The sequence below is a fragment of the Aeromonas sp. sif2433 genome (genome assembly GCF_019218705.1).
Taxonomy (GTDB): domain Bacteria; phylum Pseudomonadota; class Gammaproteobacteria; order Enterobacterales; family Aeromonadaceae; genus Aeromonas; species Aeromonas encheleia.
This window is the reverse complement of sequence record NZ_JAHUXD010000007.1, coordinates 216,795-230,619: the sequence shown is the minus strand read 5'-3', so window position 1 is coordinate 230,619 and position 13,825 is coordinate 216,795. Positions and strand designations below refer to the sequence as shown.

13 protein-coding genes are annotated in these 13,825 nt (G+C 61.4%); 9 read left to right on the top strand and 4 right to left on the bottom strand.

Annotated elements, in window-relative coordinates:
• Positions 1-4 precede the first annotated feature (4 nt).
• From murC to mutT, 9 genes are all read left to right on the top strand, one after another.
• The gene (gene murC / locus KW825_RS13025) at positions 5-1,459 is read left to right on the top strand and encodes a UDP-N-acetylmuramate--L-alanine ligase (RefSeq protein ID WP_218329455.1); all 1,455 of its coding nucleotides are present in this window, start codon (positions 5-7) and stop codon (positions 1,457-1,459) included.
• 97 nt (positions 1,460-1,556) lie between these two features.
• Positions 1,557-2,309, top strand: coding sequence for a cell division protein FtsQ/DivIB (locus KW825_RS13020; RefSeq protein WP_218329454.1), 753 nt, complete (start codon positions 1,557-1,559; stop codon positions 2,307-2,309).
• A complete protein-coding gene (gene ftsA / locus KW825_RS13015; RefSeq protein ID WP_042653219.1) occupies positions 2,290-3,549 on the top strand; it encodes a cell division protein FtsA in 1,260 nt (419 codons plus the stop codon). Before KW825_RS13020 ends, ftsA begins: the two co-directional genes overlap by 20 nt.
• Positions 3,550-3,588: 39 nt before the next feature.
• Positions 3,589-4,740 (top strand): cell division protein FtsZ, encoded by a 1,152-nt coding sequence (gene ftsZ, locus KW825_RS13010; protein ID WP_042653218.1) that lies wholly within the window; start codon positions 3,589-3,591, stop codon positions 4,738-4,740.
• A 101-nt stretch (positions 4,741-4,841) separates the two neighbouring features.
• Positions 4,842-5,765: a UDP-3-O-acyl-N-acetylglucosamine deacetylase gene (gene lpxC / locus KW825_RS13005; protein WP_042653217.1), complete on the top strand. Its 924-nt coding sequence runs from the start codon at positions 4,842-4,844 to the stop codon at positions 5,763-5,765.
• 140 nt (positions 5,766-5,905) lie between these two features.
• On the top strand, positions 5,906-6,811 hold the full coding sequence (locus KW825_RS13000; protein WP_042653216.1) for a M23 family metallopeptidase: 906 nt from the start codon (positions 5,906-5,908) through the stop codon (positions 6,809-6,811).
• 59 nt (positions 6,812-6,870) lie between these two features.
• A complete protein-coding gene (secA, locus tag KW825_RS12995) occupies positions 6,871-9,591 on the top strand; it encodes a preprotein translocase subunit SecA (protein ID WP_042653215.1) in 2,721 nt (906 codons plus the stop codon).
• A 73-nt stretch (positions 9,592-9,664) separates the two neighbouring features.
• Entirely contained in the window at positions 9,665-10,849 is a 1,185-nt protein-coding gene (locus KW825_RS12990; RefSeq protein ID WP_218329453.1) for a tetratricopeptide repeat protein, read from the top strand.
• Positions 10,850-10,857: 8 nt separating this feature from the next.
• Positions 10,858-11,265: an 8-oxo-dGTP diphosphatase MutT gene (gene mutT / locus KW825_RS12985; RefSeq protein ID WP_218329452.1), complete on the top strand. Its 408-nt coding sequence runs from the start codon at positions 10,858-10,860 to the stop codon at positions 11,263-11,265.
• A gap of 56 nt (positions 11,266-11,321) precedes the next feature.
• Here the strand turns inward: mutT and yacG are convergent, their stop codons facing one another.
• The 4 genes from yacG to KW825_RS12965 are packed head-to-tail and all read right to left on the bottom strand — an operon-like array spanning position 11,322 to position 13,798.
• Positions 11,322-11,516 (bottom strand): DNA gyrase inhibitor YacG, encoded by a 195-nt coding sequence (gene yacG, locus KW825_RS12980; protein WP_218291518.1) that lies wholly within the window; start codon positions 11,514-11,516, stop codon positions 11,322-11,324.
• Positions 11,517-11,532: 16 nt separating this feature from the next.
• Positions 11,533-12,255, bottom strand: coding sequence for a cell division protein ZapD (zapD, locus tag KW825_RS12975; protein ID WP_218329451.1), 723 nt, complete (start codon positions 12,253-12,255; stop codon positions 11,533-11,535).
• Between the two features lie 37 nt (positions 12,256-12,292).
• Positions 12,293-12,907, bottom strand: coding sequence for a dephospho-CoA kinase (gene coaE, locus KW825_RS12970; RefSeq protein WP_218329450.1), 615 nt, complete (start codon positions 12,905-12,907; stop codon positions 12,293-12,295).
• Positions 12,908-12,925: 18 nt separating this feature from the next.
• On the bottom strand, positions 12,926-13,798 hold the full coding sequence (locus tag KW825_RS12965) for an A24 family peptidase (RefSeq protein WP_218329449.1): 873 nt from the start codon (positions 13,796-13,798) through the stop codon (positions 12,926-12,928).
• Positions 13,799-13,825 lie beyond the last annotated feature (27 nt).

Here is a 13,825-nt window from a genome sequence, read left to right as displayed (position 1 = left end):
AACTATGACCAAGGTTGAACTGGCAAAACTGCGTACCGTGATCCCCGAAATGCGCCGCGTGCGCCGCATTCACTTTATCGGCATCGGTGGCGCCGGTATGGGCGGGATCGCCGAGGTGCTTGCCAACGAGGGGTATCAGATCTCCGGCTCCGATCTGTCGCGCAATGCGGTGACCGAACGGCTAGCTTCGCTTGGTGCCCACATCTTCGTGGGCCACAGCGCCGAGCATGTGAACGAGGCGAGCGTGGTGGTGGTGTCGACCGCCATCAAGCAGGACAACCCCGAGCTGCTGGCCGCCCGTGAGTTGCGCATCCCGGTGGTGCGCCGTGCCGAGATGCTGGCCGAGCTGATGCGCTTCCGTCACGGCGTCGCCGTCGCCGGCACCCATGGCAAGACCACCACCACCAGTCTGGTGGCGAGCATCTATGCCGAGGCCGACCGGGATCCCACCTTCGTCATCGGCGGCCTGCTCAACAGCGCCGGTACCAATGCACGCCTGGGCAGTAGCCGTTACCTGATCGCCGAAGCGGACGAGAGCGATGCCTCCTTCCTGCATCTGCAGCCCATGGTATCCATAGTGACCAACATCGAAGCGGATCACATGGACACCTACGGCGGCGACTTCTCCAAGCTGAAGTCCACCTTCATCGACTTCCTGCACAACCTGCCGTTCTACGGATTGGCCGTGGTGTGCGTGGATGATCCCGTGATCCGTGGCCTGCTGCCGGAGATCGGCCGTCCGACCATCACCTACGGTCTGTCCGCTGATGCCGACGTGCAGGTGCTGGATTTCGTGCAGACCAGCAATCGCAGCCGCTTCCGGGTGCGTCGCGCTGGTGCCGGTGAGCTGCAGGTGACCCTCAATCTGCCGGGGGTGCACAACGCGCTCAACGCTGCCGCCGCCATCGCGGTCGCGACCGAAGACGGGATCGGCGACGAGGCCATCATCCTGGCGCTTTCCAAGTTCGAGGGGGTGGGTCGCCGCTTCCAGCAATATGGCGAGTTCGAGACCGGTCGTGGCAAGGCCATGCTGGTGGATGACTACGGTCACCACCCGAGCGAAGTGAAGGTGACCATCAATGCCGCTCGCGCCGGCTGGCCCGAGAAGCGCCTGGTCATGGTGTTCCAGCCACACCGTTACAGCCGGACTCGCGATCTCTATGAAGATTTTGCCGACGTGCTCTCCAAGGTGGACGTGCTGGTGATGCTGGAGGTCTATGCCGCCGGTGAGGAGCCTATTCCGGGTGCCGATGGCCGCGCCCTGTGTCGCACCATCCGCTCCCGCGGCAGCCTGGAACCCATCTTTGTCGCAACGCCGGACGATGTCCCCGTGGTGCTGGCGGAGCTGATCGGTGAAGGGGATCTGGTGCTGACTCAGGGCGCAGGAAACGTCGGTGCCCTGGCGCGTCGCCTCGGTGAGATGAAATTGAGCGTGGATAGCATGAAATCCGGTGCCTGAGGGCCCAATGAGTATTTTGACCGCCAAGCCGGGGCCTATATAATGGCGGACCGGTCTGCAAGTGGCCGGCATGGCGCGTTAAACGGGGATTGAGCGGGTGGAGGCAAGGGCACAAGGGCGCACCAAGGGGGGCTTCATCGCCGGGGTGGCATTTTTCATCCTGGTCATGTGGGGGCTCTACCAGACTGCGCTGGATGTTAAAGACTGGCTGACGGATGCCAGTCGGTTGCCCATGAGCGAGCTGTTGCTGCAGGGGCAACACGAATATTTGAAGGCCGATGAGTTGCGCGCCGCCGTGCTGGATGGCGCCGAACTGCGCAACTTCTTCGAGCTGGATGTGAACGAATTGCAGGGGCGTTTGAACGCCCTGCCCTGGGTAGCCCAGGTCTCGGTACGCAAGAAGTGGCCGAACAAGATCAAGGTCTACCTCACCGAACAGGCGGTGGCGGCACGCTGGAATGGCAACCGCTTCGTCAACACCAAGGGTGAGGTATTCAGTGCACCGGACAGGGTGACGACACCCCTGATGCAGTTGTCCGGGCCCGATGATCAGGCCGCCATGGTGCTGGAGGCCAGTCACCAGTACGAGGCGCAGCTGGCTGCCAAGGGATACAAGTTGTTGGGGGTGAATCTGACCCCTCGCCATGCCTGGGAACTGACCCTGGATGGCAACATTCAGCTGTTTGTGGGGCGCGCGGACATCGCGCTTCGCCTGCAGCGGTTTATCGATGCCTTCCCGGTCATCGAACCCCGTGAGCAAGTGGCTTACGTGGACCTTCGATACGACACCGGAATGGCGGTTGGCTGGAAGAAGAACGAAGAGAAAGTGAATGACCAACACCGCAGATAGGAATTTGATTGTCGGACTGGATATCGGCACGACCAAAGTGGCGGTACTGGTTGGAGAAGTATTGCCGGATGGCGAGCTCAATGTCATCGGCATGGGTAGCCACGCGTCTCGCGGGATGGAGAAGGGCGGGGTCAATGATCTCGACTCCGTGGTCAAGTCCCTGCGCCGGGCGGTGGAAGAGGCCGAGATGATGGCCGACTGCCAGATAAGCTCGGTTTATCTGGGCTTGTCCGGCAAGCACATCGATTGCCGCAACGAGACCGGCATGGTGCCCATCTCCGACGAAGAGGTGACCCAGGAGGACGTGGACAACGTCATCCACACCGCCAAGTCGGTGCGATTGTCCGATGAGCTGCGGGTGCTGCACGTGCTGCCCCAGGAGTTTGCCATCGACTATCAGGAAGGGATCAAGAATCCGGTCGGCCTGTCCGGCGTGCGGATGGCGGCCAAGGTGCACCTGATCACCTGCCACAACGACATGGCTCGCAACATCGAGAAATGCGTTGAGAAGGTCGGTCTGCGGGTGGATCAGCTGATCTTCTCGGCGCTGGCCTCCAGCTATGCCGTGTTGACCGAAGACGAGAAGGAGCTGGGGGTCTGCGTGGTGGACATCGGGGGTGGCACCATGGACATGTCGCTGTTTACCGGCGGTGCCCTGCGCCATACCAAGGTGATCCCCTATGCCGGCAGCACAGTGACCAGCGACATCGCCTACGCCTTCGGCACACCGCCGCTGGACGCAGAAGCGATCAAGGTGCGCTACGGTTGCGCCCTCGGCCGCCTGGTCAGCAAGGAAGACAATATTGAAGTCCCCAGTGTCGGCGGCCGTCCGGCGCGTAGCCTGCAGCGGCAGACACTGGCCGAAGTGATTGAACCCCGTTACACCGAGTTGCTCTCCATGGTGAATGATGAGCTGGTGCGGGTGCAGAGCGAGTTGAAGGCACAGGGGGTCAAGCATCAGCTGGCGGCCGGGGTAGTACTGACCGGTGGCGCGGCCCAGATCGAAGGCATTGTGGAGTGCGCAGAGCAGATCTTCCAGAGCCAGGTCCGGGTGGGCGAACCCATGAACATACGTGGATTGAGCGATTACGTGCAGGCACCGGTGTACTCGACCGCGGTCGGGTTGCTGCAGTACGGCCGGACCCATCAATCCACCGGTACGAGCAAAGAATATGCTGCCAAGGCAAGCGTAGGTGGCCTGGTCAAACGGGTCAGCAACTGGCTGCGTGGCGAGTTCTAAAGATTTTGCTGAGTCAGGCAAATAAAGCGGAGAGACAACATGTTTGAATTTATGGATAGCCACACTGACGAAGCCGTCATCAAGGTGATAGGTGTGGGTGGCGGCGGCGGCAACGCAGTCGAGCACATGGTTCGTCAAAACATCGAGGGTGTTGAGTTCATTACCGTCAACACCGACGCCCAGGCGCTGCGCAACTCCAGTGCCAACACCACTTTGCAGATCGGCGGTGGCATCACCAAGGGTCTGGGTGCCGGAGCCAATCCGGAAGTGGGCCGTGACGCTGCCATGGAAGACAGGGAAGCGCTGCGTGAGCTGCTGACCGGTTCAGACATGGTGTTCATTGCCGCCGGCATGGGTGGTGGTACCGGTACCGGTGCCGCGCCGATCGTGGCCGAAGTGGCGCGCGAGATGGGCATCCTGACCGTTGCCGTCGTGACCAAGCCGTTCTCCTTCGAAGGGAAGAAGCGGATGGGCTTCGCGGCACACGGCATCGAGGAGCTGTCCAAGAACGTCGACTCCCTGATCACCATCCCCAACGACAAGTTGCTGAAGGTGCTGGGTCGTGGCATCTCCCTGCTGGACGCCTTCAAGGCGGCCAACGATGTGCTGCTGGGTGCGGTACAGGGCATCGCCGAGCTGATCACCCGCCCGGGTTTGATCAACGTCGACTTCGCGGACGTGCGTACCGTGATGCGCGAGATGGGTACTGCCATGATGGGGACAGGTTCTGCCTCCGGTGATGACCGTGCCGAAGAAGCCGCCGAGAAGGCCATCTCCAGCCCGCTGCTGGAAGATGTGGATCTGGCCGGTGCCCGTGGCATTCTGGTCAACATCACCGCCGGCATGGACATGACCATCGAAGAGTTCGAAACCGTGGGTAACGCGGTCAAGGCCTTCGCCTCCGAGAACGCCACCGTGGTGGTGGGTACCGTAATCGACCCGGAAATGCACGACGAACTGCGGGTGACCGTGGTCGCGACCGGTATCGGTGCCGAGCGCAAGGCCGACATCACGCTGGTCAAGAACAACATGGTCCAAGAGCGTCCGGCCCGTCAGCCCCTGATCAGCGAAGCACTGCAGTCTCGCGTGATGGAAGAGGCTCCGGCCAAGGTGGTTAACGCCGAGCCGCAAGCTCGTCGCGAACCGGATTATCTGGATATTCCGGCGTTCCTGCGCAAACAAGCTGACTAAGCCTCTGATGGCTCTGGTTTGTTTGTTGCTTAAGGATTGTGCTAAGATGGCTCGGCAACGACCATCTGGTCCGGAATTTGAGCTGTTAAGCGGATATACCCATGATTAGACAAAGAACCTTGAAAACGAGTGTCCAGGCCACCGGTGTGGGCCTGCATTCGGGCCGGAAAGTCACAATGACGTTCCGTCCGGCGCCTGTTAATACAGGGATCGTTTACTTGCGTACCGATCTGAATCCTGTGGTAGCACTGCCAGCCAACGCCGATCAGGTGCGTGATACCGTGCTTTGTACCGCTCTGGTGAACGAAGCCGGTGTACGCGTGTCTACCATCGAACACCTCTCTGCCGCCCTGGCCGGGATGGGGATCGACAACCTCTATGTGGAGGTTGACGCACCCGAGATCCCGGTGATGGATGGCAGTGCGCACCCGTTCATCTACCTGCTGCAAGAAGTCGGTATCCGTGAACAGAATGCGCCGAAGCAGTTCGTGCGGATCAAGCAGAGCATCCGGGTTGAAGACGGCGACAAGTGGGCGGAATTCCACCCCTATCGCAACGGCTTCAAGATGGATCTCGAGATCGATTTCCAGCATCCGGTGTTTGAAGGCCGCAACCAGCGTTGCGTGCTGGACTTCTCCGGTAGCTCCTTCGTGAAAGAGATCAGTCGTGCCCGTACCTTTGGCTTCATGCGCGACATCGAGTACCTGCGGTCCCAGAACCTGGCATTGGGCGGAAGCCTGGAGAATGCCGTGGTGCTGGATGACTATCGGGTGCTGAACGAAGATGGTCTGCGGTATGAAGACGAGTTCGTCAAGCACAAGATGCTGGATGCGATCGGTGACCTCTATATGTGTAACCGCAGCATCATCGGCGAATTCCGTGCCTACAAGACCGGCCACGCCTTGAACAACAAACTGCTGCGTGCCTTGCTGGCCAAGCAGGAGGCCTGGGAACTGGTGACCTTCGAGGGTGAGGGCGAGAAAGCGCCCATCGCTTACTACGATAACGGTCTGGTTCTGGCCTGATAGCTGTGCAACAGGACGTCGGTCATCTCTCCGCACCGACGTCCTGTCATTTGTTTATTCCATCCTTTAATACCGATTATCTCCCGGTTTTATTGCCCGTGCAGGCTCCTGGCCGCACCTGACCGAGAAGACAGATTTCTATGAGCATTACCCTGATCCTCAACGGTAAGCAGCGCCGCAAGTTGCACTTACCCAAACAACGTCTGGCCTGGGTCGGCGGTATCCTCTTCTCCCTGTTGGCACTGGGTGGTGGTTGGCTCTGGCAGAGCTGGCACCAGCAGATGGAGGCGCTGGAAATCGCGCTGGCCAAGGCCGAACAGCAAAAATCCACGCAAGGGGCCGATGAAGCCCGTGAACAGCTTGCCATGCTGGCCGCCCAGGTGGGTACCATGCAGGGGCAACTGGGTCGCCTCAATGCGCTCGGCGAGCGGCTGACCGAAAAAGCCGATCTCGATCCCGACGAGTTCAATTTCAAGGAGCTGCCCCCGATGGGCGGTCCCTCCTATGATGCCGACCTGGAAGTCAGCCTCAACGAGCTGCAAGACTCCATGGCGCACCTCAACCGCCAGCTCAGTAGCCGTGAAGAACAGCTGTCGGTACTTGAATCTTTCATCATGAATCACCATATCACCGATGCCGGCTTCATTGCCGGTTCGCCGGTCAAGCAGGAGCGAGTCTGGATCTCCTCCGGCTTCGGTGGCCGGGTCGATCCGTTCAACGGTCGCGCCAAGATGCACAAGGGCGTGGATTTCCGTGGCAAGCCCGGCACCCCCATCATGGCGACCGGCAAGGGGATCGTCAGCTGGGCGGGCCGCCACCCGGAATTTGGCAACATGGTCGAGATTGACCATGGCAATGGTCTGGTGACCCGCTATGCCCACAACTCCAAGTTGTTGGTGGATGTGGGCACCCTGGTCGATGAGGGCCAGAAGATAGCCCTGATGGGGCGAACCGGTCGCGCGACCGGGGTGCATTTGCATTATGAAGTGTTGAAAGATGGTCGTCAGGTCAACCCCGCACGCTTTCTGAACGCCAGACGGGGTTAGGTTTTTTCTTCAGGTTCCAGTGACGGAACGCTCAAATATAACCAAAACAGTTGGTACCCATGATTAGCACACTGCTCACCAAGATTATCGGCAGCCGGAACGACAGAACGCTCAAGGCTTTGCGCAAAATTGTAAAACAGATCAATGCGATGGAGCCTCAGTTCGAGGCACTGTCCGATCAGGAGCTGCAGGCCAAGACCGCTGAGTACCGTCAGCGTCTGGAGCAGGGTGAGACGCTGGAGCAGCTGTTGCCGGAAGCGTTCGCCACCGTGCGCGAAGCCTCCCGCCGGGTGTTCGGCATGCGTCACTTCGACGTGCAGCTGATCGGCGGCATGGTGCTGAACTCCAACCGCATCGCCGAGATGAAGACCGGCGAAGGTAAGACTCTTACCGCGACTCTGCCGGCTTATCTGAACGCCCTGAGCGGTCGTGGCGTGCACGTGGTGACGGTGAACGACTATCTGGCCAAGCGTGATGCTGAGGCGAACCGCCCGCTGTTCACCTTCCTCGGCATGACGGTCGACTGCAACGTGCCCGGCATGGATGCGTCCCAGAAGCGCGACGCCTACGCCGCCGACGTCACCTATGGTACCAACAACGAATTCGGCTTCGACTACCTGCGCGACAACATGGCGTTCTCGCCGGAGCAGCGCGTGCAGCGTCCGCTCAACTACGCGCTGGTGGATGAGGTGGATTCCGTGCTCATCGATGAAGCCCGTACCCCGCTCATCATCTCCGGCCCGGCCGAAGACAGCTCCGAGCTCTACATCCGCGTCAACAAGCTGATCCCGCTGCTGGTCAAGCAGGACAAGGAAGACTCCGAAGAGTATACCGGTGACGGCCACTACACGGTGGACGAGAAGAACCGTCAGGCGCTGCTGACCGAAACCGGCCAGATCTTCGTGGAAGAGCTGCTCAAGAAAGAGGGGCTGCTGGCGGAGGATGACTCCCTGTTCTCAGCCACCAACATCAGCCTGTTGCACCACGTCAACGCCGGCCTGCGCGCCCATACCCTGTTTGAGCGCAACGTCGACTACATAGTGCAGAAGGACGAGATCGTCATCGTCGACGAGCACACCGGTCGTACCATGCCGGGCCGTCGCTGGTCCGATGGTCTGCACCAGGCCGTCGAGGCGAAGGAAGGGGTCAAGATCCAGAACGAGAACCAGACCCTGGCCTCCATCACCTTCCAGAACTACTTCCGTCTGTATGACAAGCTGGCGGGGATGACGGGTACCGCCGACACAGAAGCCTTTGAATTCCAACAGATTTATGGTCTGGATACTGTGGTCATCCCGACCAACCAGCCGATGGTGCGCAAGGACATGGGCGATCTGGTCTACCTGACCGCCCAGGAAAAGTATGCCGCCATCGTCGAAGACATTCGCGGTTGCGTCTCCCGTGGCCAGCCGGTGCTGGTGGGGACCGTCTCCATCGAGAACTCCGAGCTGCTGTCTGGCATCCTGAACAAGGAGAACATCCCGCACAAGGTACTGAACGCCAAGTTCCACGCCATGGAAGCGGAGATCGTCGCCCAGGCCGGCCAGATTGGTGCCGTGACCATCGCCACCAACATGGCCGGTCGTGGTACCGACATAGTGCTGGGTGGCAACTGGCAGGCCGAGATCGCCGCGCTGGAGAACCCGACCGACGAGCAGATCCGCGAGATCAAGGCCGCCTGGCAGATCCGCCACGATGAAGTACTGGCCGCCGGCGGCTTGCACATCATAGGTACCGAGCGCCACGAATCCCGCCGTATCGACAACCAGTTGCGCGGCCGTTCCGGTCGTCAGGGTGACCCGGGTTCTTCCCGTTTCTATCTCTCCATGGAAGATACCCTGATGCGGATCTTCGCCTCCGACCGTGTCACCAGCATGATGAAGAAGCTGGGCATGGAAGAGGGCGAGGCCATCGAGCACCCCTGGGTGACCAAGGCCATCGAGAACGCCCAGCGCAAGGTGGAGGGTCGCAACTTCGACATCCGCAAGAACCTGCTCGAATTCGATGACGTGGCCAACGATCAGCGCAAGGTGGTCTATGAGCAGCGCAACGAGTTGCTGGACACCAACGACATCTCCGACACCATCCACGTCATCCGTGACGACGTCTATGGCAGCGTCATCGACGAGTACATCCCGCCCCAGTCCCTGGAAGAGATGTGGGATGTGCCGGGCCTGGAAGCGCGCCTGAAGTCCGACTTCTCGCTGGATCTGCCGCTGCAGCAGTGGCTGGCGGAAGATGACAAGCTGTATGAAGAGAAGCTGCGCGAGCGCATCCTGGAAGAAGCCACCAAGCTTTACGCCCACAAGCAGGAGCTGGTCGGCGTCGAGGTGCTGCGCAACTTCGAGAAGGCGGTGATGCTGCAGACCCTGGATGGCCTCTGGAAGGAGCATCTGGCGGCCATGGATCACCTGCGTCAGGGCATTCATCTGCGCGGCTACGCCCAGAAGAACCCCAAGCAGGAGTACAAGCGCGAGTCCTTCGATCTGTTCACCCAGATGCTGGAAACCCTCAAGCGCGATGTGGTCAGCATCCTGAGCCGGGTGCAGGTGCAGGAGCGCGATGTGGAGGCGATGGAAGAGCATCAGCGCCAGCAGGCGGAAGCGGCTCCCCGTACCTATACCCATGCCGCCGCCGAGAACCAGCTGGCCGACGAAGAGGCCCAGCCCGAAGAGGGCCACGTCACCTTCGTGCGTGACGAGCAGAAGGTCGGTCGCAACGATCCTTGCCCCTGCGGCTCCGGCAAGAAATACAAGCACTGTCACGGTCAGTTGACCTGATCCCTTGTCGTGATTCATGCACCGCCTCCGGGCGGTGCATTCATTTCAGGGCCCCCAAGGAAGGAGAGATAAGATGAGCAAGGCGCCGACAGGGTGGGACGAAGCGGCCCATGCCAGCTGGCTGCAGGAGAGGCGACAGGAGGCCGTCCAGCTGGTGCTGGCACGACTGAACGGGGAACGCCTCAAGCCCGCTCCCCTGCAACTGCAGTTTGCCTATTACCTCTTTCTGTCTGGCGATCCGGCCTCGGCCGCACAAGTGCTGGAACTGGCTCATCAGACCGAACCCGATGACAACGAGGTGCTGCGCAACCTCTGTGTCTGTCTGTCGCGCTCCGGCCAATATGAGCGGGCGCTGCTGCGACTGACCGAGCTGGCGCGGCGTGAGCCGAGGGAATATCTGGCTCAGGATGGCCTTTGCACCTCCCTCGCCAAGCTTGGGCGTCATGCCGAGGCGGCGCAGGCGGGCACCCGTGCACTGATCCTGAAGGATGAGGCGAGCGGCCAGCCGGCCGAGGGGTGGGCGCTGCCCGCAGGTGGCCCGGATACCTGGCTGACTAAGCGCCCCGACCGGCAGAAGGTCATCGCCTTCTCCCTGTGGGGCAGCGAGCGGCGCTATCTGCGCGGGGCGCTCGACAACGTGCTGGCGGCGGCCTATCTCTATCCGGGTTGGCGGGTGCGTTTCTATGTGGATGCGAGCGTGCCGGCAGCCTTGCTGGCATGCCTGCAGGAACACGGTGCCGAGGTGCTGGTGCAGCCGGCCGGGCAGTCTCTGCGCCAGCGCCTGTGCTGGCGCTTCCTGGTGGCCAACGATCCCGGGGTGGGGCGCTTCCTGATCCGCGATGCGGATTCCGTGCTGAACATCCGGGAACGTCTCGCCGTCGATGCCTGGCTTGCATCGGAGCGCTGGTTCCATATCATGCGTGACTGGTGGAGCCATACCGATCTGGTGCTGGCGGGAATGTGGGGCGGCGTGGCCGGCATCCTGCCGCCGCTGACCCCGCTGCTTGCCACCTATCAACCGGGTACCATGGAGACACCGAATGTGGATCAGTGGTTCCTGCGCGACTGCTTGTGGCGCTATCTGCGCCAAAGCTGCCTGGTGCATGATCGTTGCTTCACCCCGCCCGGGGTGAGCCCCTGGCCACAGCCCGCCCCGAGTGGGAATGAGCATGTGGGGCAGGATATCTTTACGGCTCAGGAGGCGCAGCAGGCCAGTCGGCTGGCCCCCTGGATTGCCGCGTTGCCGTGCTTACGTTGAGGACAGAGATGGAACCGAAGAAACGGGTCTGGGTGGCGGTCGGCGTCATCGAGAATGAGAAGGGCGAGATCTTCCTCGCCAAACGCTCCTCAGACCGCCATCAGGGCGATCGCTGGGAGTTCCCGGGGGGCAAGGTGGAGTCGGGAGAAGACCTGCTGACCGCGCTGGACAGGGAGCTGTGGGAGGAGATCGGGATCCGGGTACAGGATTGCGCACCCTTCATGGAGCTGCACCACGATTATCCTGACAAGCAGGTGTTGCTGGATATCTGGAAGGTGACCCGCTTCAGTGGCGAGCCCTTCGGCAAGGAGGGGCAGGAGTGCCGCTGGGTGCCGCTGGCCGCTTTGCACGAATACCGGTTCCCGGATGCCAACGGCCCGATCGTGGCGCGGTTGCAGGCATCGATGGCGGAGTAATTTGCCGGGATGCCGATATTAAAAAAGGGCCCTGCGGGCCCTTTTTGGTATCTGGCTCATTGCCACTGCTCACCCTCGTCCGGGTAGGGCAGCAGATCCGGATTGATCTCGCCCGGGATGCGCTTCTCTTCATCGGCCCATTCGCCGAGATCGATCAGCTGGCAGCGCTTGCTGCAGAAGGGACGAAACGGGCTCTGCGGGCCCCACTCTATCTCGGTTTGGCAGGTCGGACATTTCACCTTGGTGACCATATTGGCTCCTTGACCGTTAGCAGCAGGCTAGCTGGAAGGGGACGTCGCCGATCTGCTGCTCCGTCGTCGGCTGGAAGCGCAGGGCGAACCGGTTCTTGTGACCACTCAGGGTCGGATAGCAGGAGTGGTTGCCGAGGATGCGGATGCGGATCAGCTCGGCGCCCTCGGCGGTGTCCTGGAAGAAGCCATTGGTGGCAACCTGGTCGCTGAAGTGGCCGGACTCGCGCCACAGCCGCAGCAGCAGGGAGATGGCGTTCATCAGCAGGTTGATGTCGCTGAGCCACTGTTGCATCTGCTGATGGCGAGCGACGGCCGGGGTCGCCAGCCAGTGGTGCAGCTGTGGCACATCGAAGGCGCACAGGCCACCCGGAATGGAGAAACGCTGGCGAATGGAGCCGAGCAGGCGATCCTCTTTCAGGCGAGCACCGGGCCGTGGCGAATTGAGCAGGCTGCGGGAGAGTTGGGCGCTCTCCTGCTGCATCCGCTGGATCTGCTCGAGATCGACCTCAGGCAGGCTGGCCCAATGGCTCAGTCGCTGACCGAGCCGCTCCAGATCCTTGATCAGATCAGCACGCAGATCGCCGCGCTCCAGCAGTTCCTGCAGATCGAACAACCCCTTGAAGAAGGCGATGTGTGCCCAAGGCTGGTCACTCTCCAGATTGTCGCGGATCTGGGAAAACAGGGACTCCAGACGAAGATAGGTCCGGCTTTTTTCGTTGAGGGGGAAATCGTAAATCATGCCTAATCCTGGCCAGCCATAAACCGGCCTAGTGTACTCACACTTGGCGGGCTTGTTGAGTGGCAAATGCCAGATATGTCTCGTGCAGCGCCAAAATTCGCGCCAGGATGGTCTCACTTGTACCACTCTGGTTATCCAGCACATCATCGGCCACCGCGAGCCGCTCGGCCCGGCTCGCCTGGGCGGCCAGAATGGCCTCCGCCTGGGCGCGACTCACCCCGTCCCGGCGGCAGGTTCGTTCGATCTGGGTCGCCTCATCCACGTCGATAACCAGTACTCGATCGGCCAGGTTCATCAACCGGTTCTCTACCAGCAACGGCACCACCAACAGGCAGTAGGGCGAGCTGGCCGCCGCGCACTGGCGCAGCATCTCGCTGCGAATGAGGGGGTGGAGCAGGGCGTTGAGCCAACTTTTGGCCGCCGGCTCGCTGAAGATGCGCTCGCGCAGGACACGTCTGTCCAGCCGCCCCTGTTCATCCAGGATGCCGGGACCAAAATGGCTGGCGATGGCGGTCAGTGCCGGTGTGCCAGGCTCCACCACCTCGCGGGCGATCAGGTCGGCATCGATCACCTCGATCCCCAGGGCCGCAAACTGGTTGGCGATGGTCGTCTTGCCGCTGCCGATCCCGCCGGTGATAGCTACCACATACATTGTCAGGGCGCCTTTTTGTTAGAGGACGGTATTCAGATACCAGCGGGTGATGCTATCGCCCCACAGCAGCGCGATCCAGCCCGCGATGGCGAGATAGGGGCCAAAGGGGATGGGATTGGCTTGATGATGTCGGTGCAGGGCGATCAGCGTGAGGCCGATCAGGGCGCCGATCAGGGAGGAGAGCAGCAGCACTATGGGCAGGGCCTGCCAGCCCAGCCAGGCGCCGATGGCGGCCAGTAGTTTGAAGTCGCCGTAGCCCATCCCCTCCTTGCCGGTGAGCAGTTTGAAGGCCCAGTAGAGGCTCCACAGCACCAGATACCCGGCCATGGCCCCGATCACCGCATTTCCCAGCGGGACGAAGCCGCCCAGCAGGTTGAACAGCAGGCCTCCCCACAGCAGTGGCAGGGTGAGCTGGTCCGGCAGCAGCATCTTGTCCAGATCGATGAAGGTGAGCGCGACCAGCACCCAGGTCAGCGCCAGAGCGGCCAGGGTGCCCCAGCCCGGGGCCAGGGTCGCCGCGACGGCCACCGACAGCAGGGCGGTCAGCAATTCGACCAGCGGATAGCGGACCGAGATGGGAGCCTGGCACTCTCGGCAGCGCCCCTTGAGCCAGAGCCAGCTCAGCAGGGGGATGTTCTCCAGCGCCGTGATGGGATGGTCGCAATGAGGGCAGCAGGAGCGCGGTACCATCAGGTTGTAAGGCGTGTTGTGGGCGGGCTCGGCATCGCTGTCGAAGTAGCTACGGTATTCGGCGTGCCACTCCCGCTCCAGCATGATGGGCAGGCGATGGATCACCACGTTGAGGAAGCTGCCGATCATCAGGGAGAAGAGAAACATCAGGGAGAGGTAGAGCCAGGGCAGGCCGTGGGCCAGTTCGATCAGAGACGCCATAATCAACCGTTTGTGTTGGGAAAGAGA

Excerpts from the sequence above, each read along its gene's own strand:
- murC (WP_218329455.1), top strand. The coding sequence starts at position 5 with ATGACCAAGGTTGAACTGGCAAAACTGCGTACCGTGATCCCCGAAATG.
- KW825_RS12965 (WP_218329449.1), bottom strand. The coding sequence starts at position 13,798 with ATGGCGTCTCTGATCGAACTGGCCCACGGCCTGCCCTGGCTCTACCTC.
- mutT (WP_218329452.1), top strand. The coding sequence starts at position 10,858 with ATGGAACCGAAGAAACGGGTCTGGGTGGCGGTCGGCGTCATCGAGAAT.
- coaE (WP_218329450.1), bottom strand. The coding sequence starts at position 12,907 with ATGTATGTGGTAGCTATCACCGGCGGGATCGGCAGCGGCAAGACGACC.
- ftsZ (WP_042653218.1), top strand. The coding sequence starts at position 3,589 with ATGTTTGAATTTATGGATAGCCACACTGACGAAGCCGTCATCAAGGTG.
- ftsA (WP_042653219.1), top strand. The coding sequence starts at position 2,290 with ATGACCAACACCGCAGATAGGAATTTGATTGTCGGACTGGATATCGGC.
- KW825_RS12990 (WP_218329453.1), top strand. The coding sequence starts at position 9,665 with ATGAGCAAGGCGCCGACAGGGTGGGACGAAGCGGCCCATGCCAGCTGG.
- KW825_RS13000 (WP_042653216.1), top strand. The coding sequence starts at position 5,906 with ATGAGCATTACCCTGATCCTCAACGGTAAGCAGCGCCGCAAGTTGCAC.
- secA (WP_042653215.1), top strand. The coding sequence starts at position 6,871 with ATGATTAGCACACTGCTCACCAAGATTATCGGCAGCCGGAACGACAGA.
- lpxC (WP_042653217.1), top strand. The coding sequence starts at position 4,842 with ATGATTAGACAAAGAACCTTGAAAACGAGTGTCCAGGCCACCGGTGTG.
- yacG (WP_218291518.1), bottom strand. The coding sequence starts at position 11,516 with ATGGTCACCAAGGTGAAATGTCCGACCTGCCAAACCGAGATAGAGTGG.
- zapD (WP_218329451.1), bottom strand. The coding sequence starts at position 12,255 with ATGATTTACGATTTCCCCCTCAACGAAAAAAGCCGGACCTATCTTCGT.